The sequence below is a fragment of the Hydrogenophaga sp. YM1 genome (genome assembly GCF_016903055.1).
Taxonomy (GTDB): Bacteria; Pseudomonadota; Gammaproteobacteria; order Burkholderiales; family Burkholderiaceae_C; genus Hydrogenophaga; species Hydrogenophaga borbori.
Genome location: NZ_CP070223.1, coordinates 2,352,142 through 2,371,551, shown reverse-complemented (window position 1 = coordinate 2,371,551; position 19,410 = coordinate 2,352,142). Strand labels below are relative to the sequence as shown.

Here is a 19,410-nt window from a genome sequence, read left to right as displayed (position 1 = left end):
CAAGTCAGGCTCCCCGCGGCCGCTTCACCCGGAACCAGGCCGCGTACATCGCCGGCAGCGCCAGCAGCGTGAGCACCGTGGCCACGATCAGGCCGCCCATGATGGCCACGGCCATCGGTCCCCAGAACACGCTGCGCGACAGGGGGATCATGGCCAGCACCGCCGCCGCGGCCGTCAGCACGATGGGCCGCATGCGGCGCACGGCGGCCTCCACGATCGCGTCCCAGGCCGGCACGCCGCGCGCGCGGTCCTGCTCGATCTGGTCGATGAGGATCACCGAGTTGCGCTGGATCATGCCCATGAGCGCGATCACGCCCAGCAGTGCCACGAAGCCGAAAGGCCGGTTGAGCAGCAGCAGCGCGCCGGCCACGCCGGCCATGCCCATGGGGCCGGTCAGGAACACCAGCATCGCGCGGCTGAAGCTCTGCAGCTGCACCATGAGCAGCGTGAACACGATGAACAGCATCAGCGGCACGCCCGCGGCGATGGAGGCCGAGCCCTTGCTGCTCTCCTCCACCGCGCCGGCCACCTCGATGCGGTAGCCGCTCAGGCCTTCGCTCAGCCAGCGGCGCTGGATCTCCTGCAGCCGGGGCTGCAACTGGGCGGTGACGGTGGCGCCCTGCAGGCCCTCCACCACGTCGCTCTGCACGGTGATGGCGTACTCGCGGTTCTCGCGCCACATCACGCCCGGCTCCCAGCCGAAGTTCACCCGCACCACCTGCAGCAAGGGCACAGCCTGCCCGCTCGCGGTGGGCAGGTAGGCGTTGGCCAGGTCGGTGATGGTGTCACGCTCTTCCAGCGGCTGGCGCAGCACGATGTCGATGAGCTCATCGCCCTCGCGGTACTGGCCGACGGTGCTGCCCACGAGGATGGTGCGCGCCGCCTGCGCGATGCTGGCGCTGCTCACGCCCAGGGCGCGCGCCTTGGCCTGGTCCACCTCCAGGCGGATCTGCTTGACGGCCTCGTTCCAGTTGTCGTTCACGCCGCGCGCGTTGGGGTTCTGCGCCACCGCGCGCTTGACCTCGTCGGCCAAGCCGCGCAGCACCACGGGATCGTCGCCCACCACGCGGAATTGCACGGGATACGGCACCGGCGGCCCGTTGGGCAGCAGCTTCACGCGGCCGCGCACCTCGGGGAACTCGGTGGCCAGCAGCGCCGGCAGGTCGCGGCGGATGCGTTCGCGTTCCTTCAGGCCGGCGGGCAGCACGATGAACTGCGCCACGTTGCTCTGCGGAAAGATCTGATCCAGCGGCAGGTAAAAGCGCGGCACGCCCGAGCCCACCCAGGTGGTCACGCTCTTCACGCCGGTCTCTTTCAGCAGGCGCTGCTCCACGCGCTCGGCCACCTCGTCCATGGCGCGGATGCTGCTGCCCTCCGGCAGCCAGATGTCGACCAGGATCTCGGGCCGGCTCGAGTCGGGGAAGAACTGCTGCTGCACCTGGCCCATGCCCGCGAGGCCCAGCACGAAGGTGAGGACCGTGGCGCCGATGGTCAACCAGCGGTGCTCGACGCACCAGTCCACGGCGCGGCGAAAGCGCTGGTAGAAGGGACCGTCGAAGACCTCGTGCGGCTCTCCTTCCACCTTGGGCTTGATCTTCAGCAGCTTCACGCCCAGGTAAGGCACGAACAGCACCGCCACCACCCAGGAAACGAGCAGCGCGATCACCGTGACCGCGAAGATGGCGAAGGTGTATTCGCCCGTGACCGACTGGGCCAGGCCGATGGGCAGAAAGCCCGCGGCCGTGATCAGCGTGCCCGTGAGCATGGGCATGGCGGTGGCGTCCCAGGTGAAGGTGGCCGCGCGCACCATGTCGTAGCCCTCCTCCAGCTTTCGCACCATCATCTCGACGGCGATGATGGCGTCGTCCACCAGCAGGCCCAGGGCGATGATGAGCGAGCCCAGCGAGATCTTGTGCAGGCCGATGCCGTAGTGGTTCATCGCCAGGAAGGTGATGGCCAGCACCAGCGGGATGGTGATGAACACCACCAGGCCGGGCCGCATGTCCAGCACGTAGCGGCGCAGGCCCCGGCCGCCGGGGCGCCGATGCAGGCCCAGCGCCAGGAAACTCACCGCGAGCACGATCACCACGGCCTCGATCAGCACCTTCACAAACTCGTTGACCGAGGCCGCCACGGCGGCCGGCTGGTCCTGCACCTGCACCAGGTGCATGCCCGCGGGCAGCGTGGACCCGATGCCCGCCACCGCCGCCTTCAGCGCCTGGCCGAGGGCGATGATGTCGCCGCCCTTGGCCATGGAAATGCCCAGCGCGATGCTGTCCTGGCCGTCGTGCCGCACCAGCACCTCGGGCGGGTCGATGGTGCCGCGCGCGATGTCGGCGATGTCGCCGAGCCGGATGGTGCGCCCGCTGGCGGCCGAGCGGATCGGCATCGCGCGCAGCTCGTCCACCGAGTTGAACCCGCCGTCCACGCGCACCTGCACCACGTCCAGCGGCGTCTGCACCGCGCCAGCCGAGGCCACGGCGTTCTGCTGCCCCATCTGGTCGAGCACGGCGTTGAGGTTCAGCCCCAGCGTGGCCAGGCGCTTCTGCGAGACCTCCACATAGATCTTCTGGTCCTGCACGCCGAACAGCTCGACCTTGGCGACATCGTTCACGCGCAGCAGCTGCTGCCGCACGGCCTCGGCCACGTCCTTGCGCTCGGCATCGGAAAAGCCCTCGCCCTGCAGGGCGTAGATCACGCCGTAGACGTCGCCGAACTCGTCGTTGAAGAAGGGGCCGATCACGCCCTGCGGCAGCTCGCCGCGCATGTCGCCCACCTTCTTGCGCACCGTGTACCAGATGTCCTGCACTTCGCCCGGCGGCGACGCGTCGTCCAGCTGCAGAAGGATCAGCGCCTCGCCCGGCTTGGTGTAGCTGCGGATCTTGTCGGCGTAGGGCACCTCCTGCAGGGTGCGCTCGATGCGGTCGGCCACCTGTTCGGCCACCTGCGGCGCAGTGGCGCCGGGCCAGAACACGCGCACCACCATGGCGCGGAAGGTGAACGGCGGGTCTTCGTCCTGCCCGAGCTGGAAATAGGAGGCGATGCCGAACAGCATCAGCACCACCATGAGGTAGCGCGTGAAGGCCGGGTGGTCCAGCGCCCAGCGAGAGAGGTTGAAGCGCGAGAACGGGCCTGTCTGGCCAGGTGGCGTTTCTTGCATGTTGATTCGCCCGCGCCCTTATTGCGCCATGAAGCGCACGACCTTCTGGCCCGCGCTGAGCACATGGCCGCCGGTGGCCACCACCTCGTCACCCGGCTCCAGGCCGCCCGCGATCACCACGCGGTTGCCGTCGGCGCCGGCCACCTGCACGGGGCGCGGCTGCACGGTGCCCTTGTCCTCGTCGAACACCCACACCACGCTGCCGCGGCGATCGCCCTCGGCCGACTGCATCACCGCCGTGGTGGGCAGGGTGATGGCGGCCTGACCGGTGTGCGCCGTGGCCAGCGTGACGTAGGCGGTGGCGCCCAGCGGCAGTTTCGCGTCGGCCGGCAGCGCCAGCTTCACCTGGTAGGTGCGCGTGGCCGGGTCGGCGCTGGCCGCCACCTCGCGCACGGTGGCCTCCAGTTCCTTGCCATCGGCATGGGCCCAGGGCCGCACGCGCGCGCGCGTGCCGGGGCGCACCAGGGCCAGCCGGTCCTCGGGCACGGCGAAAACCACGTCGCGCTCGCCGTCCTGCGCCAGCACCACCACCGGGCTGCCGGCCTGAACCACCTGGCCAGGGTCGGCCGGCACGGCCGTCACCACGCCGGGCACGTCGGCCAGCAGGCGGGCGTAGCCCGCCTGGTTGCCCTGCACCGCGCTGTGCGCGCGGGCCTGGCGCAAGGAGGCCTCGGCCGCTTCCAGCGCGGCCTGGCGACGGTCGATCTCGGCCTGGCTCACGAAGCCCTGGGCCAGCAGGCCCTTGAAGCGCTCCAGGTCGGCGCGCGCCAGGTCGCGCTGGGTGAGCGCGGCGGTGGCCGCGGCCTGCGCGGCCTGGCCGGACAGCGCCAGGTCCTGCGCGTCCAGCCGCGCCAGCAGCTGACCCGCCCTCACGCGCTGGCCCACCTCGGCCGGGCGCTCCACCAGCTTGCCGCCGACGCGAAACCCCAGACGCGATTCGACCCGGGCACGAACTTCGCCGGCGTATTCGCTGTTGGCGTTCAGCACCGACGGACCCACGGTGAGCAGCTTCACGGCGCGCACCGGCTCGGGCGCCGGCTCGGGCCGGGCGCAGGCGGCCAGCGCGGCGGTGCTGGCCAATACGCAGACAATCAGCGTCGTTTTCATGGAGTTCCCCCGCGTTCGGGCCGGATGCGGCACCAGATATTAATGACTGACCGGTTAGTAACCGAAATTCTAGTGCAAACACCCCACCCCTCCGACACCGCCCCTCCCAGCGGGGACACGGACACGGCCGCGCCCGACACGGCGAGAGCGCCCGGCGCCACCGCGCCGCCCGGGGCATCGGCCGCCTTCGGCGCCTCGGTCGAGCACTACGAGAACTTCCCGGTGGCGAGCTGGCTCTGCCCCGCCCCGCTGCGCCCGGCGGTGGCCGCGCTCTACCGCTTCGCGCGCACGGCCGACGACATCGCCGACGAAGGCGAGGCCGACGCCACCACGCGCCTGGCCGAGCTGGCCGCCTACCGCGCGGCGCTGGACGAGGCCCTGGCTGGCCGTCCCGTGCCACCGCGCTGGCAGGCCGTCTTCGCGCCCCTGGCCGCCGCCGTGCAGCGCCACGCCTGGCCCGCGGACCTGCTGCGCGACCTGATCAGCGCTTTCGAGCAGGACGTGCGCCACACCGCCAGCGGCCACCGCTACGCCGACACGGCCGAGCTGCTCGCCTACTGCCGGCTCTCGGCCAACCCGGTGGGGCGGCTGCTGCTGCACCTGTGGGGCGTGACGGACGCCGCCGCGCTGGAACGCAGCGACCGCATCTGCAGCGCCCTGCAGCTGATCAACTTCTGGCAGGACCTGGGTGTCGACCTGTCGCGCCAGCGCGTGTACCTGCCGGCCGACACGCTGCGCCGCCATGGCGTGGCGGTGGAGGACTTCCTGCCCGGCGCCGGCGAACGCGAGCGCGAGCGCCAGGCCGTGGTGGCCGAGCTGTGCGCGCAGGCGCGCGGCCTGATGCAGATGGGCGCGCCGCTGGTGCGCCAGGTCGGCGGTCGCGCGGGCTGGGAGCTGCGCCTGGTGGTGCAAGGCGGCCTGCGCGTGCTCGACCGCATCGCCGCCATCCAGCACCGCAGCTGGGCCCAGCGGGTCACCGTCGACAAGAGCGAGCTGCCGCGGCTGCTGTGGCGCGCGCTCTGGATGTGATGCGGGCCGGCGGCGAAGGCCCCGCCGACGGATGGTCGGCTGCGCCGGTCACAAGCGGGGCAACGGCGCCGTCTTGGGGCTGAGGACGCCGCTTCGGCCTGCGCCGAGACCGCGGGTCCTCGCCATCCCCAGACACAAAGGACCCCTATGAAAGTCGTGATCATCGGAGGCACTGGCCTCATCGGCCAACAGGTCGGCGCGCTGCTGCGCCAGGGCGGGCACGACGTGCTGGCCGCCGCTCCCTCCACCGGCGTCAACACCCTCACCGGCGACGGCCTGCCCCAGGCGCTGCGGGGCGCGCGGGTGGTGGTGGACGTGAGCAACTCGCCCTCGTTCGAGCCGGCGGCGGTGATGCACTTCTTCCAAACCTCCACGCGCCAGCTCCTGAACGAAGCGACCGCGGCCGGCGTGCGCCATGTCGTGGCGCTGTCCGTCGTCGGCACCGATCGCCTGCGCGACAGCGGCTATTTCCTCGCCAAGCTGGCGCAGGAACAGCTGATCCGCGGCGGCGCCCTGCCCCACACCATCGTGCGCGCCACGCAGTTCCACGAGTTTCTCGGCGCCATCGCCGACGCCGCCACCCGGGACGGGCGCGTGCACGCGCCCTCGGCGGGCATCCAGCCGATCGCCGCGTCCGACGTGGCCGCGGCCGTGGCGCGCGCCGCCACGGCAGAACCCCTGAATGGCCTCACCGAGATCGCCGGCCCCCAGGCCTGGCCCATGGACGAGCTGCTGCGTGACCTGCTGCGCCAGCGCGGCGATGGGCGCGAGGTCGTGACGGACGAGGGCGCGGGCTATTTCGGCGCACCGCTCCAAGCCGACTCGCTGCTGCCCGGCCCCGGTGCCTGGCTGGCGCCGACCACGCTGCAGGCCTGGCTGGCCGCGAGGGCCACCGCGTCGGCCTGAGGCCGCCGCCTTCTTGTCGCTCGCTCGTGGCTCAGTCCTCGCTCAGCGCGGCGAAGCGCTCGGCCAGGTGATCGATCAGTAGCCGCACCGCGGGCAACTGGCCGCGCCGCGAGGCGAACACCGCGTGCACGATCTCGCGCCGCGGTGCCCAGCCCGGCAGCACCGGCACCAGCTCGCCCGGCCCGAACTCGGCCGCCAGCATCATGCGCGGCAACTGCACGATGCCCACGCCCGCCACGGCCGCGGCGCGCAGCGCCAGCATGCCGCGCGTGACATAGCGCGGCTGGTGCCGCACCTCGGCGCGTGCGCCGTTCGGGCCCTCGAGCACCCACTGATGCACCTCCTGCGGCTGGCCCAGGTCCATGCTCGGAAAACGCGCCAGGTCGCCGGGCCCCTGCGGGTTGCCCAGGCGCTCGATCAGCGCCGGGCTGGCCACCAGGCACTGGCTGCGCTCGGACAGCACGCGCATGGCCAGTTCGCTGTCCTCCAGCGGTGGCGGGCGCACGCGCACGGCCAGGTCGATGCCCTCTGCCACCACGTCCACGCGGCGGTTGGTCTCCTCCAGGTGCAGCTCCACGCGCGGGTGGCGCGCCAGGAAGTCGGCCAGCATGCCGCCCATGCGCGTGGCCAGCAGCGCCACCGGACAGCTCATGCGCACCACGCCTCGCGGCTCGCCGCGCGCCACGGCGATGGACTCCTCGGCCGCCTCGGCCTCGGTCAGCATGGCGCGGCAGTGCGTGTAGTAACCGCGACCCGCGTCGGTGACGGAGAAGCTGCGTGTGGAGCGCAGGATCAACCGCGCCCCCAGGCGCTCTTCCAGCAGCGCGATGCGCCGGCTCAGGCGCGACTTCGGGACGCCCAGGGCGCGGCTGGCCGCCGCGAAGCCGCCGTGCTCCACCACCTGGGCGTAGTAATAGAGGTCGTTCAGGTCGGGCAGCTTCATCGTTCCACCTATAGAACATTGCGACCGATTATCGCCATCTACCCAGGGTATCGTTCCACACATATCCTCTCACCATTCCCCGTTCCACCGGGGTGGTGTTCTCAGGAGAAATCCATGCTCAAGCCGATCCAAGGGGTCTACAGCGCGCCCCGCCCGCACTGGGTGGGCGACGGTTTTCCCGTGCGCTCGCTGTTCAGCTACGGTGACCACGGCGCCCAGCTCAGCCCCTTCCTGCTGCTCGACTACGCCGGCCCGGCGCAATTCCCGCCCAGCGATCGCCCGCGCGGCGTGGGGGTGCACCCGCACCGCGGTTTCGAGACCGTGACCATCGTTTACGACGGCGAGGTGGCGCACCGCGACTCCACCGGCGCGGGCGGCACCATCGGCCCCGGCGACGTGCAGTGGATGACCGCCGCCTCGGGCATCCTGCACGAGGAGTTCCACTCGCCCGCGTTCACGCAGCGCGGGGGCCAGCTGGAGATGGTGCAGCTGTGGGTGAACCTGCCCGCGCGCAGCAAGATGGAAGCGCCCGGCTACCAGAACATCCTGGACGCGCAGATCCCCGGCGTGGACCTGCCCGAGGGGGCGGGCCGCGTGCGCGTGATCGCGGGCGCCTACGGTGGCCACGCCGGCCCGGCGCGCACGCACACGCCCATGGACGTGTGGGACGTGCGACTTAACCAGGGCAAGACCGCGCGCCTGCCGCTGATCAAAGGCCACACCGCCGCGCTGGTGGTGCTGGCGGGCACCGTGCTGGTCAACGGCGAGGCCGTGGCCCGCGAGGCCCAACTGGTGCAGTTCCAGCGCGACGGCGACGCGCTGGAGATCGAGGCCAACACCGACGCCAAGCTGCTGTTCCTGGGCGGCGAACCGATCGAGGAACCCGTGGTGGGCCACGGTCCCTTCGTGATGAACACGCGCGAGGAGATCGTGCAGGCCTTCCACGACTTCCAGAGCGGGCGGTTCGGGCGCTTGGCGGCGAGCGCCTGAAGGCGCCAGCGCGCGAAGGGTCGACCGCACACGCTGGCCAGTTGCTGGTGCGCGAGCGATGGGGGCACGCGGGCCGCCGATGGTAGATTCGGCCATGGCCTATTCGATTGCTCCAAATTCCATAGTGCAAAATCAAGCAGGGCCCGCGGCCTGGCTGCGGGCCCTGGCCTTGTCGGCCGCGGCCCTGCTGGCCGCTTGCGGGGGCAATCACTCCAGCACACCCAGCCCGACTGCGCTGACCTACGACACCCCAAGGGCGCTGTACGTGGTGGGCGAGTCCATTGCCACCAACCACGCGCGGCTCAGCGGCGGCTCCGCCAACGGATTCACCGTTTCGCCGGCCCTGCCCAGCGGGCTGACCCTCGACGCGATCACTGGAGCGATCACCGGCACGCCCACCGCGCTGCAGCGCGAGACCAGCCACACGGTCAGCGCCAACCACCCCGCGGGCTCGGTCCAGACGCAGTTGCGCCTGACCGTCACGGGGCGCGGTGCGTGGACGTCCGTCGCGACCGTTCCGACGCCCCGCCACTACGCGACCCTGTCGCGCCTGCCCGATGGCCGCCAGCTGCTGGCGGGCGGTTATGCCCTCGGCGGCCCGTCCTTCGAAGCCGACATCTACGACCCCGCCAGCAGCAGCTGGAGCGCGGCGGCCCCCATGCTCGTCGCGCGCGCGGATCCGACGGCCGTGGTCCTGGTCGATGGCCGTGTCCTGGTCTTCGGCGGCGATGCCGCCGGCTTCAGCACACTGGCCAGCGCCGAACTCTATGACCCGGTGGCCAATACCTGGACGGCCACGGGCAGCATGAACGAAGCGCGCACGCGGCCCACCGCCAGCGTGTTGCCCAATGGCAAGGTCCTGGTCGTCGGCGGATTCCGCGGCCCGGCGCCCACCAGTTTCTCGAGCACGGCCGAGGTGTACGACCCGGCCACCGGCACCTGGACCTTGCTGCCCACCCCCTTGTCCACCGCACGGGCGCAGCACGCGGCGCAGCTGCTGCCGGGCGGCACCACGCTGCTGGTCGCGGGCGGGGTCAATAGCGGGGGCTTCGTCACCTCGGCCGAGCTCTACGCGGTGGACGGCAGCGGCACCACGCCGATCGCCTTTGGCGGCAGCGGCAACGTCATGCTGTCGGTGCCATTGGACGATGGCAGCGTGCTCGTGACGAGCGATGCCGGCACCACGGCGTGGCGATTCGACCCGCACACGTCGACCTGGACCACGAGCACGCGAAACAGCAGCCGGAGCCTGCCCACCATGACGCTGCTGGCCGATGGCCGCGTCCTTCTGGCTGGTGGCTCCGGCCAGAACACCGCCGAGATCTACAACCCGGACCTCAAGGTCTGGACCAGCGCCGCCTCCATGGCCCATGTGCGTCAGTCCGCCGTGGCCAGTCGACTCGACAACGGCCAGGTGCTGGTGGTGAGCGGCTTTGACGCCGGAGCCGAGGTCAACTCGACCGAACGCTACACGCCCTGAGGGCGCGCCGGGCCCCGCGCCTGGCGCGTGGGTCCGCCGGTTTCAGCCCAGCGAGCGCAGCGGGTGCGCGTGCGCCGGCCAGGGCGAGACGAAGAAGGCAGCCACCTGTTCGGGCGTAACGTCCTCGATGCGCGCCGGGTTCCACTTCGGCGCGTGGTCCTTGTCGATGGCGAGCGCGCGCACGCCTTCCACGGTTTCGCTCGCCGCGCCCGGGCGCAGGTGGAAGCAGTGGCGCACCAGGTCGCGCTCCATGCGCAGGTCCTCGGCCAGGCCCACCCGGCGCGCGCGGCGGATCTGCTCCAGCACCACGTGCAGCATCAGCGGCGAGCGCTGGCGCAGCACCTGCAGCGTCTCCTTGGCCCACTCGCTGCCGCTGGCCCCCAGCGCGGCCACCATGGCGGGCACCGAGCCCAGGCCGAAGACGGTGTTGACCTCGTCCACCGGCCAGGGCGCGGCGGGCGCCTGTGCCTGCAGGTGGCTTTCCACCCAGCGCTGCACGGCCTCGCCGTTCTCGAAGGGCGTGGCGCCCAGGCTGTCCCAGAGCTTGGGCAGGCGCTGCGATTCGATGTGGCCGTCGGCCAGGCCCGCGCTCAGCGCTTCGCGGCCTTGCAGCATCCGGCCGGTGAGGCCCAGGTACTCGCCCAGGTGGCCCGCGCAACGGCTCAGGAAGTAGCCACCACCCACGTCGGGGAACAGGCCGATGTTGGTTTCGGGCATCGCCAGCTTGCTGCGCTCGGTCACCACGCGCAGGCTGGCGCCCTGGCTGATGCCCATGCCCCCGCCCATGCAGATGCCGTCCATGAAGGCGATGTAGGGCTTGGGGTAGGTGTGGATCAGGTGGTTGAGCGCGTACTCCTCGGTGAAGAAATCCTCGAGCTCGGGGTTGCCGGCCAGCGCCGCCTGGTGGAAGAAGCGGATGTCGCCGCCCGCGCAGAAGGCGCCGAAGGGGCCTTCCTTGTTCACGCCGCGAATCGCCACGGCCAGCACCGCGGGGTCCTCGCGCCAGGCCAGCAGCGCGGCCGTGAGCGCGCGGATCATCTCCAGCGACAGGGCGTTCAGCGCCTTGGGACGGTGGAGCGTGATCAGGCCCACGCGGCCCTGCACTTCGGTGATCACGAGCGGTTCGGTCGAAGACATGCGGTTGCTCCAGGCGATGGTGGTTCTTCCTTAGACGCCGCGCGAGTCGCGGGCGTCCAGGGTCTGTAGGCGGGGGGTGACGCTGCGCGAGCGCCAGCCCAGCAGTTCATTGGTGAGCAGCGCGCCGATGACCAGGCTGCCGCCGATCAGCACCTCGGCACCGGGCTCTTCTCCCGCACCCAGCCAGGCGAGCAGGATGCCGAAGATCACCTCCAACAAGGCCAGCAGCGACACCTCGGGCGCCTTGAGGGCGCGCGAGCAGACGACAACCAGCGCGCAGGGAATGGCCAGCTGCACCAGGCCCAGCAGTGCCAGCCAGGCGATGTCGCGGCCCGTGGCCTCGAAGGGCAAGGCCATGGGCAGCGTGAACAAGGACGAGATGAGCCCGCCGAGCAGCACCGACGGCACGAGATCGATGTGCCGGCCCTGGGACTTGCCGCGCTGCATCACCGTCCAGTTGATGGCGCCGGCAATGGGCACGCACAGCGCCACCAGCGAGCCGATCACCAGCGCGCGGGTGTCGATGTCGGGCCGGGCAAAGGCCAGCAGGAACTGGCTGCCATACATGTAGACAATGCCCAGGCCCGCGACCACGATGGCGGCCCATGTCCGTGGCGCCAGCGTCTGGCCGATCGTGAAGCGCGCCAGCAGCGCGGTGAACAGCGGTCCCGCCGCCATGATGACGAGCACGTTGGCCACGGTGGTGAAGGTCAGCGCCAGCATGAAGGCGGTGAACATCACGCTCCAGCACACACCGCTCATCCAGAATGCCCCGGACCCCGGCTGCATGCCCCAGTGGCGCTGCCATGGGCCCTGCCCTGGTTCGTCCTCGAGGCTGCCCGCCGCGCGGTCGGCCGAGCGCCACAGCGGCAGGATCACCAGCAGCGACAGCGCGGTGAAGGCACTGCGCCAGAAGGTCACCTCGAAGCGAGCGGCCGATTCGAGCTGGCGCGCGACCACGCCGGCGATGGACCACATCAAGGTCACCGCGACCATCAGGAACACCGCCTGCGTGTGCGTCAGGCGACTGAGCAGGCGAAAGGGCATGGCGGGATCAGCTGTCGCGGCTGGCGCGTTTGCGCTCGTGCTCCTTGAGGAAGCGCTTGCGCAGGCGGATGCTCTTGGGCGTGATCTCGACCAGTTCATCGTCCTCGATGAACTCGACACCGTACTCCAGCGTGAGCTGGATCGGCGGCGTGATCTTGATCGCGTCTTCCTTGCCGCTGACGCGGAAGTTGGTGAGCTGCTTGGTGCGCGTGGCGTTCACCACCAGGTCGTTGTCGCGGCTGTGGATGCCGACGATCATGCCTTCGTACACCGGGTCGTTGGCCTTGACGAACATGCGGCCGCGGTCGTCGAGCTTGCCCAGGGCGTAGTTGAAGATCTCGCCGTCGTCCATGCTGATCAGCACGCCGTTCTTGCGGCCGGCGACCTCCCCCTTGTGCGGCTCGTAGCCGTCGAAGATGTTGGCGATCAGGCCCGAGCCGCGCGTGAGGTTGAGGAACTCGTTGCTGAAGCCGATCAGGCCACGCGCCGGGATGCGGTACTCCAGGCGCACGCGGCCACGGCCGTCAGGCTCCATGTTGATGAGCTCGCCCTTGCGCTCGCCCAGGGCCTGCATCACGCCGCCCTGGTGCTGCTCTTCCACGTCGGCCGTCACCAGTTCGATGGGCTCGTAGCGCTCGCCATTGATCTCCTTGAACACCACGCGCGGCTTGCTCACGGCCAGTTCGTAGCCCTCGCGGCGCATGTTCTCGATCAGGATGGTCAGGTGCAGTTCGCCGCGGCCCGACACCTCGAAGATGCCGTCCTCATCGGTGTCCTTCACGCGCAGGGCCACGTTGCTCTGCAGTTCCTTCTGCAAGCGGTCCCAGATCTGGCGGCTGGTGACGAACTTGCCTTCGCGGCCGGCCAGCGGACTGGTGTTGACGCAGAAGTTCATGGTCAGCGTGGGCTCGTCGACCTTGAGCATGGGCAGCGGCGCGGGATTGGCCGGGTCGGTCAGGGTCACGCCGATGCCGATGTCCTCGATGCCGTTGATGAGCACGATGTCGCCGGGACGGGCCTCGCTGGTCTGCACGCGGTCCAGGCCCTGGAAAGTCAGCACCTGGTTGACGCGCCCCTTGAAGCTCTTGCCGTCGGGGCCTTCCATCACCAGCACGTCCATGGACGGCTTGAGCGTGCCGGCGTTGATGCGGCCCACGCCGATACGGCCCACGAAGCTGGAGTAGTCCAGCGCCGAGATCTGCAGTTGCAGCGGCGCATCGGGGTCGCCTTCGTGCGCGGGCACGTGCTTGAGCACGGTCTCGAACAGGGCCGACATGTCCGGGCCCCATTGCTCACCCGCCGGGCCTTCCTCCAGCGAGGACCAGCCGTTGATGCCCGAGGCGTAGACCACGGGGAAGTCGAGCTGTTCGTCGGTGGCGCCGAGCTTGTCGAACAGGTCGAAGGCGGCGTTGATCACCTTGTCGGGATTGGCGCCGGGCTTGTCCACCTTGTTCACCACCACGATGGGCTTGAGGCCCAGGGCCAGCGCCTTCTTGGTCACGAAGCGCGTCTGCGGCATCGGGCCTTCCTGGGCGTCGATCAGCAGCACCACCCCGTCGACCATGGACAGCGCGCGCTCGACCTCGCCGCCGAAGTCCGCGTGGCCGGGGGTGTCGACGATGTTGATGTGCGTGCCCTTCCAACTCACGGCGCAGTTCTTGGCCAGGATGGTGATGCCACGCTCGCGTTCGATGGCGTTGTTGTCCATCACGGTGTCGACGACCTTCTCGTGCTCGGCGAAGGTGCCGGACTGGCGCAGGAGCTGGTCGACCATGGTGGTCTTGCCGTGGTCGACGTGGGCGATGATGGCGATGTTGCGGATGGGTCTGCTCATGGTGCGGGTGCCTCTGTTTCGAGGATTTGCTGGATATCGGTGGGGCTCAACAGGCGCCCCGGGATGAGTTCGCCGCCCTGTACGTGGGCGGTGCCCAGCAGGACGGTGGGCGTGGGGTTGGCGGGCGAAGGGCCGAAGACGGCCACGCGCTCGCGGTTGGGCCAGTCGCCACGGCGGCGCACGCCGCTCAGGAAGCGCCCGGCGTGCTCGGCGTCGAGCGCGATCCGTTCATGGCCCTCGAGCAGGGCCTCGACCGGTTTCAGGGCGCCCAGCCGCTCGGCTTCGCCCATCGCCTCGAGTGCGTCGAGCGTGACGGCGTCGGCCACGCCGAATGGTCCGGTGGCCACGCGGCGCAGCGCGATCAGGTGGCCGCCGCAGCCCAGGGCCTCGCCGATGTCTTCGCCGAGCGTGCGGATGTAGGTGCCCTTGCTGCAGACCACGCGCAGGCGCAGCTGGGGGGCCTCGCCCTGCAGCCGCATGTCGAGCAGCTCGATCTCGTGGATGCGCACGCGGCGCGGCTCGCGCGCCACGGTCTCGCCTTCGCGCGCGTATTCGTACAGGGCCTTGCCGTCCTTCTTGAGCGCGCTGTGCATGGGCGGCACCTGGTCGATCTCGCCCATGAAGCGGTCCAGCACCTCCACCACCTGGCCGGCGGAGCACGACACGGGGCGGGTGTCGATGACCTCGCCCTCGGCGTCGGCCGTGCGCGTGCGCACGCCCAGTCGCACGGTGGTTTCGTAGGTCTTGTCGGCGTCCAGGTGCAGTTGGCTGAACTTGGTGGCCGCGCCAAAACACAGCGGCAGAACGCCCGTAGCCAGGGGGTCGAGCGTGCCGGTGTGGCCGGCTTTTTCGGCGCGCAGCAGCCACTTGGCCTTCTGCAAGGCCTGGTTGCTGGACAGGCCCAGCGGTTTGTCGAGCAGCAGCACCCCATGCACGGGGCGCCGTTGCACCCTCGTGCGTTGGCGCTGCATGGCTAGTCCTCGTTCTTGGAACGCGAAGCCACCGCCTTGGAAATCAAGGCGTTCATGTCGGCCGCGCGCTCGGTGGTGCGGTCGAACACGAAGTGCAGCGTGGGCACGGTGTGGATGTGCAGGCGCTTGAACAGCGCGTTGCGCAGGAAGCCCGCCGCGGCGTTCAGGCCTTCGGCGGTTTCCTCGGGGTTGCCCGTGAGCAGGCTGAAGAACACCTTGGCGTGCGCGTAGTCGGGCGTGACCTCGACCGCGTTGAGCGTGACCATGCCCACGCGCGGGTCCTTCAACTCGCGCGCGATCAGCTCGGCCAGATCGCGCTGGATCTGGTCGGCCACGCGGTAGCCGCGGTTGGGAACGGACGAGGCCTTGCGGGGCATGGTGTGTCTCTGTCGGCTCGGGTGGATTACAGCGTGCGCGCCACTTCCTTGACCTCAAAGAACTCGAGCTGGTCGCCCTCTTTGATGTCGTTGTAGTTGCGCAGCTTGATACCGCACTCGAAGCCTTCCTTGACCTCGCGCACGTCGTCCTTGAGGCGCTTGAGCGATTCCAGCTCGCCGGTGTGCACCACCACGTTCTCGCGCAGCAGGCGGTAGTGCGCGCTGCGCGTGACCATGCCCTGCGTGACCATGCAGCCCGCCACCGTGCCGATCTTGGACGCCACGAACACCGTGCGAATCTCGGCCATGCCGATGACCTCTTCGCGCTTCTCCGGCGCGAGCATGCCCGACATGGCGGCCTTCAACTCGTCCACCGCGTCGTAGATGATGTTGTAGTAGCGCAGGTCGACGTCGTTGCCCTCGGCCAGTTTGCGCGCGCCGGCATCGGCGCGCACGTTGAAGCCGATCACCACGGCGCCGGCCGCGATGGCCAGGTTGACGTCGCTTTCGCTGATGCCACCCACGCCCGCATACACCAGCTGCACCTTCACCTCGTCGGTGGAGAGCTTGAGCAGCGAAGCGGCCAGCGCTTCCTGCGAGCCCTGCACGTCGGCCTTGATGATGATGGGCAGGGTCTTGACCTCGCCGGCGGCCATGTCCGCGAACATGTTCTCCAGCTTGGCGGCCTGCTGCTTGGCCAGCTTGGTGTTGCGGAACTTGCCGGCGCGGTAGGTGGCGATCTCGCGCGCGCGGCGCTCGTCGGCCATCACCATGAACTCGTCGCCCGCCTGCGGCACCTCGGCCAGGCCCTGGATCTCCACCGGAATGGAGGGGCCGGCTTCCTTGGTGGCCTTGCCGTTCTCGTCGAGCATGGCGCGCACGCGGCCCGAGGTCTGGCCCGCCAGCACCACGTCGCCCACCTTGAGCGTGCCGCTCTGCACCAGCACCGTGGCCACGGCGCCGCGGCCCTTGTCCAGGCGCGCCTCGATCACCAGGCCCTTGGCCATGGCGTCCACCGGCGCGGTGAGCTCCAGCACCTCGGCCTGCAGCAGCACCTGCTCGAGCAGGTCGTCGATGCCCATGCCGGTCTTGGCCGACACGGCCACGAAGGGCGACTCACCGCCGAACTCCTCGGGCACGACCTGCTCGGCCACGAGCTCGGACTTCACGCGCTCGATGTTGGCCTCGGGCTTGTCGGCCTTGGTCATGGCCACCACGATGGGCACCTCGGCCGCCTTGGCGTGCTTGATGGCTTCCTTGGTCTGCGGCATCACGCCGTCGTCGGCAGCGCAGACCAGGATGACGATGTCGGTGGCCTGGGCGCCACGGGCGCGCATGGCCGTGAAGGCCTCGTGGCCCGGGGTGTCGAGGAAGGTGACCATGCCGCGCGGCGTGTCGACGTGGTAGGCGCCGATGTGCTGCGTGATGCCGCCCGCCTCGCCCGCCGCCACCTTGCTGCGGCGGATGTAGTCGAGCAGCGAGGTCTTGCCGTGGTCCACGTGGCCCATGACGGTGACCACGGGCGCGCGCGGCTTGGCCTCGGCCTGCTGCTGCGACACCTCTTCGTCGGTGAAGGCCTCGGGGTCGTCCAGCGCGGCGACCACGGCCTTGTGGCCCAGTTCCTCGACCAAGATCATCGCGGTGTCCTGGTCCAGCGACTGGTTGATGGTGACCATCTGGCCGAGCTTCATCAGTTGCTTGATCAGCTCGGACGACTTGACCGCCATCTTGTGCGCGAGCTCGGCGACCGTGATGGTCTCGGGCACGTGCACCTCGATCTGCTTGAACTCGGCCGGTGCCTGGAAGCTGCTCTGGCCGTCGCGCGAATCGCGCGAGTCGCCACGGCGGCCACCGCCGCGCGGGCCGCTGCGCCAGTTGCCGCGGCCCGAGCTGGTGTCGCCACGGGTCTTGATTTCCTTCTTCTTGGCCGCGTCGTCCTTCCAGGTGGAGGACAGGTTCTCGGACTTGACCTCTTTCTTGCCGGCACCCGCGGCCGCACCCGCCGCCGCAGTGGCGGGGGCCTTGGCGGCGGTGCCCGCGGGCTTGTGCAGCGTGCCCTTGAGGCCGGCCTTGGCGTCGGCCGGGGGCTCGGGCTTCTTGGCCACCAGGGTCTTGGCCGGCGCGGCCATCATGGCGCGGATGTTCGCGGCCTCGGCCTCGGCCTTGCGGCGGCGCTCCTGCAGGTCGGCGGCGCGCAGCTCTTCGGCCTTGCGTTCCTCGGCCGCCTTGTCGGCGGCGGCCTTGGCGACGGCCTCCTTGTCCGGACCCTTGACCTTCACGGCCGTGGTCGCGGGCTTGGCGGGGGCCGCTTCTTCGACCGCCGGTACCGCCGCGGCGGCGGCAGCAGCAGCAGCAGCAGCCGCTTCGCGCTCCTGCTTGGCGGCGGCTTCGGCGGCGGCCTTGGCCTCCTCGGCCTCGCGAGCGGCGCGCTTGGCGGCCAGTTCTTCTTCCTGGCGGCGGATCAGCTCGGCCTGGCGGCGCGCTTCTTCCTCGCGGCGTGCCAGTTCGCCTTCATCGACCACGGGCGCGGCGGGTGCCGCCGGCTCCTCGGCCACGGCGGGCGCGGCCGCCGGCTCATCGTCGCGCTTGATGAAGGTGCGCTTCTTGCGCACCTCCACCTGGATGGTGCGCGCGCGGCCCATGGCATCGGCCTGTTTGATCTCGGACGTGGACTTCTTGACCAGCGTGATTTTTTTGCGCTCGCCCCCGGCCGTGCCGTGCGCGGCCTTGAGGTGGCCGAGCAGCTGCTGCTTGTCCGTCTCGGTGATGGGGTCGGATGGCGTGGACTTGCGCACGCCGGCGGCCGCCAGCTGCTCCAGCAGCACGGCGGCGGGCTTGTTCAGTTCGGCGGCGAATTCGGCGACGGTATTACTGGTCATGTGTTCTGTGCTCCGTGGGCCTCCGGGTGATCAGGACGGGGACTGCGTTTCGTCACCGGTAAACCAGTGCGCGCGCGCCTGCATGATCAGCTCGGTGGCTTGCGCTTCCGACTGGCCCGTGATCTCGGTGAGTTCGTCCGTCGCGAGATCGGCCAGGTCGTCGCGGGTATGGATGCCGGCCTCGGCCAGCTTGGCGATCAGCTCGGGCGTGAGGCCGTTCAGGTCGCGCAGGTCCTGCGAGACTTCCTCGACGCTTTCCTCGCGGGCGATCTCCATGGTCAGCAGCGCGTCCTTGGCGCGGGTGCGCAGCTCGTTGACCGTGTCTTCGTCGAAGGACTCGATCTCCAGCATCTCCTGCAGCGGCACGTAGGCCACTTCCTCGAGGCTGGTGAAACCTTCCTCGATCAGGATGTCGGCGATTTCCTGGTCCACGTCCAGCTTGGACATGAACAGCGTGCGGATCGAGCTGGCCTCCTCGGCCTGCTTCTGGGCCGATTCGTCGGCCGTCATGATGTTGATGCGCCAGCCGGTGAGCTCGCTGGCCAGGCGCACGTTCTGGCCGCCGCGGCCGATGGCGATGGCCAGGTTCTCTTCGTCCACCACCACGTCCATGGCGTGGCGCTCTTCGTCGACCACGATGGAGACCACGTTGGCCGGCGCCAGCGCGCCGATCACGAACTGTGCCGGATCCTCGGACCACAGCACGATGTCCACGCGCTCGCCCGCGAGCTCGTTGGTGACGGCGTTGACGCGCGAACCGCGCACGCCCACGCAGGTTCCGATGGGATCGATGCGCTTGTCGAAGCTGTGCACGGCGATCTTGGCGCGCGAGCCGGCGTCGCGGGCGCACTTCTTGATCTCCAGCAGGCCCTGCTCGATCTCGGGCACTTCCTGGCGGAACAGCTCGATCATGAACTCGGGTGCCGAGCGCGACAGCAGGATGGGCGCGCCGCGCAGCGTGAGATCCACTTCCATGATCATGGCGCGCACGCGGTCGCCGGTGCGGAAGTTCTCCTTGGGGATCATCTCGCCGCGCTTGAGGCGGCCTTCCACGCGGCCGCTCTCGACGATCAGGTCGCCCTTGTCCATGCGCTTGACGGTGCCGACGAAGATCTTGTCGCCGCGCGACATGAAGTCGTTGAGCAGCATCTCGCGCTCGGCGTCGCGGATCTTCTGCAGAATGACCTGCTTGGCGGCCATGGCGCCGATGCGGCCGATGGGCACGCTCTCCACCGGCTTCTCGATGTAGTCGCCCTCTTCGATGTCGGCGATCTCGTCGCGCGCGTCGGACAGCATTTCCTCGGCGTCGGGGTTCTGCAGGCCGGCCTCATCGGGCACCACCAGCCAGCGGCGGAAGGTTTCGTAGGCGCCCGTGTCCGGGTCCATCGCCACGCGGATGTCGACCTCGCCCTTGTAGAGCTTCTTGGTGGCCGAAGCCAGCGCCTGCTCGACCGCGCCGAGCACCACGTCGCGCTCGACGTTTTTCTCGCGCGAGATGGCATCGATCAGCATCAACATTTCGCGGTTCATCGTTCAGCCCACCTTTCCAA

14 protein-coding genes are annotated in these 19,410 nt (G+C 69.9%); 4 read left to right on the top strand and 10 right to left on the bottom strand.

Going from position 1 to position 19,410, the window contains the following annotated elements; translation table 11 throughout:
- Positions 1 to 4: 4 nt before the first annotated feature.
- Complete coding sequence (locus tag JNX00_RS11050; protein WP_204742285.1) at positions 5 to 3,160, bottom strand: efflux RND transporter permease subunit; 3,156 nt, start codon at positions 3,158 to 3,160, stop codon at positions 5 to 7.
- A gap of 18 nt (positions 3,161 to 3,178) precedes the next feature.
- Positions 3,179 to 4,267 carry an efflux RND transporter periplasmic adaptor subunit gene (locus JNX00_RS11045; protein WP_204742284.1) on the bottom strand — a complete coding sequence of 363 codons (1,089 nt, stop codon included), beginning with the start codon at positions 4,265 to 4,267 and terminating at the stop codon, positions 3,179 to 3,181.
- A gap of 72 nt (positions 4,268 to 4,339) precedes the next feature.
- Here JNX00_RS11045 and hpnC point away from each other — a divergent pair, with 72 nt between their 5' ends.
- Both hpnC and JNX00_RS11035 read left to right on the top strand, forming a co-directional pair.
- On the top strand, positions 4,340 to 5,296 hold the full coding sequence (hpnC, locus tag JNX00_RS11040) for a squalene synthase HpnC (RefSeq protein WP_239478120.1): 957 nt from the start codon (positions 4,340 to 4,342) through the stop codon (positions 5,294 to 5,296).
- A 147-nt stretch (positions 5,297 to 5,443) separates the two neighbouring features.
- Positions 5,444 to 6,202: an SDR family oxidoreductase gene (locus tag JNX00_RS11035; RefSeq protein WP_204742282.1), complete on the top strand. Its 759-nt coding sequence runs from the start codon at positions 5,444 to 5,446 to the stop codon at positions 6,200 to 6,202.
- A gap of 31 nt (positions 6,203 to 6,233) precedes the next feature.
- On the opposite strand, the gene JNX00_RS11030 is transcribed toward JNX00_RS11035, so the two are convergent.
- Positions 6,234 to 7,145: a LysR family transcriptional regulator gene (locus JNX00_RS11030; protein WP_070398613.1), complete on the bottom strand. Its 912-nt coding sequence runs from the start codon at positions 7,143 to 7,145 to the stop codon at positions 6,234 to 6,236.
- 114 nt (positions 7,146 to 7,259) lie between these two features.
- On the opposite strand from JNX00_RS11030, the gene JNX00_RS11025 reads away from it, so the two are divergent.
- Positions 7,260 to 8,135, top strand: a complete 876-nt coding sequence (locus JNX00_RS11025) for a pirin family protein (RefSeq protein ID WP_070398614.1) — start codon at positions 7,260 to 7,262, stop codon at positions 8,133 to 8,135.
- Positions 8,136 to 8,259: 124 nt separating this feature from the next.
- The gene (locus JNX00_RS11020) at positions 8,260 to 9,615 is read left to right on the top strand and encodes a kelch repeat-containing protein (RefSeq protein WP_204744961.1); all 1,356 of its coding nucleotides are present in this window, start codon (positions 8,260 to 8,262) and stop codon (positions 9,613 to 9,615) included.
- Between the two features lie 42 nt (positions 9,616 to 9,657).
- Here the strand turns inward: JNX00_RS11020 and JNX00_RS11015 are convergent, their stop codons facing one another.
- Genes JNX00_RS11015 through nusA form a run of 7 tightly spaced genes read right to left on the bottom strand, consistent with a single transcriptional unit; the run spans position 9,658 to position 19,390 of the window.
- Positions 9,658 to 10,752: an enoyl-CoA hydratase/isomerase family protein gene (locus JNX00_RS11015; RefSeq protein WP_204744960.1), complete on the bottom strand. Its 1,095-nt coding sequence runs from the start codon at positions 10,750 to 10,752 to the stop codon at positions 9,658 to 9,660.
- Positions 10,753 to 10,782: 30 nt separating this feature from the next.
- On the bottom strand, positions 10,783 to 11,799 hold the full coding sequence (locus JNX00_RS11010) for a DMT family transporter (RefSeq protein ID WP_239478309.1): 1,017 nt from the start codon (positions 11,797 to 11,799) through the stop codon (positions 10,783 to 10,785).
- A 7-nt stretch (positions 11,800 to 11,806) separates the two neighbouring features.
- On the bottom strand, positions 11,807 to 13,633 hold the full coding sequence (gene typA / locus JNX00_RS11005) for a translational GTPase TypA (RefSeq protein WP_070398618.1): 1,827 nt from the start codon (positions 13,631 to 13,633) through the stop codon (positions 11,807 to 11,809).
- Positions 13,630 to 14,604 carry a tRNA pseudouridine(55) synthase TruB gene (truB, locus tag JNX00_RS11000; RefSeq protein ID WP_070398619.1) on the bottom strand — a complete coding sequence of 325 codons (975 nt, stop codon included), beginning with the start codon at positions 14,602 to 14,604 and terminating at the stop codon, positions 13,630 to 13,632. Before truB ends, typA begins: the two co-directional genes overlap by 4 nt.
- A 2-nt stretch (positions 14,605 to 14,606) precedes the next feature.
- Entirely contained in the window at positions 14,607 to 14,981 is a 375-nt protein-coding gene (gene rbfA / locus JNX00_RS10995; protein WP_070398620.1) for a 30S ribosome-binding factor RbfA, read from the bottom strand.
- Between the two features lie 26 nt (positions 14,982 to 15,007).
- Positions 15,008 to 17,860 (bottom strand): translation initiation factor IF-2, encoded by a 2,853-nt coding sequence (gene infB, locus JNX00_RS10990; protein WP_204744959.1) that lies wholly within the window; start codon positions 17,858 to 17,860, stop codon positions 15,008 to 15,010.
- Between the two features lie 30 nt (positions 17,861 to 17,890).
- On the bottom strand, positions 17,891 to 19,390 hold the full coding sequence (gene nusA, locus JNX00_RS10985; protein WP_070398622.1) for a transcription termination factor NusA: 1,500 nt from the start codon (positions 19,388 to 19,390) through the stop codon (positions 17,891 to 17,893).
- Positions 19,391 to 19,410 lie beyond the last annotated feature (20 nt).

Coding starts and splice junctions, on each gene's coding strand:
- JNX00_RS11015 (WP_204744960.1), bottom strand. CDS start 10,752: ATGTCTTCGACCGAACCGCTCGTGATCACCGAAGTGCAGGGCCGCGTG.
- nusA (WP_070398622.1), bottom strand. CDS start 19,390: ATGAACCGCGAAATGTTGATGCTGATCGATGCCATCTCGCGCGAGAAA.
- JNX00_RS11035 (WP_204742282.1), top strand. CDS start 5,444: ATGAAAGTCGTGATCATCGGAGGCACTGGCCTCATCGGCCAACAGGTC.
- JNX00_RS11045 (WP_204742284.1), bottom strand. CDS start 4,267: ATGAAAACGACGCTGATTGTCTGCGTATTGGCCAGCACCGCCGCGCTG.
- JNX00_RS11050 (WP_204742285.1), bottom strand. CDS start 3,160: ATGCAAGAAACGCCACCTGGCCAGACAGGCCCGTTCTCGCGCTTCAAC.
- infB (WP_204744959.1), bottom strand. CDS start 17,860: ATGACCAGTAATACCGTCGCCGAATTCGCCGCCGAACTGAACAAGCCC.
- truB (WP_070398619.1), bottom strand. CDS start 14,604: ATGCAGCGCCAACGCACGAGGGTGCAACGGCGCCCCGTGCATGGGGTG.
- JNX00_RS11025 (WP_070398614.1), top strand. CDS start 7,260: ATGCTCAAGCCGATCCAAGGGGTCTACAGCGCGCCCCGCCCGCACTGG.
- rbfA (WP_070398620.1), bottom strand. CDS start 14,981: ATGCCCCGCAAGGCCTCGTCCGTTCCCAACCGCGGCTACCGCGTGGCC.
- JNX00_RS11010 (WP_239478309.1), bottom strand. CDS start 11,799: ATGCCCTTTCGCCTGCTCAGTCGCCTGACGCACACGCAGGCGGTGTTC.
- JNX00_RS11030 (WP_070398613.1), bottom strand. CDS start 7,145: ATGAAGCTGCCCGACCTGAACGACCTCTATTACTACGCCCAGGTGGTG.
- typA (WP_070398618.1), bottom strand. CDS start 13,633: ATGAGCAGACCCATCCGCAACATCGCCATCATCGCCCACGTCGACCAC.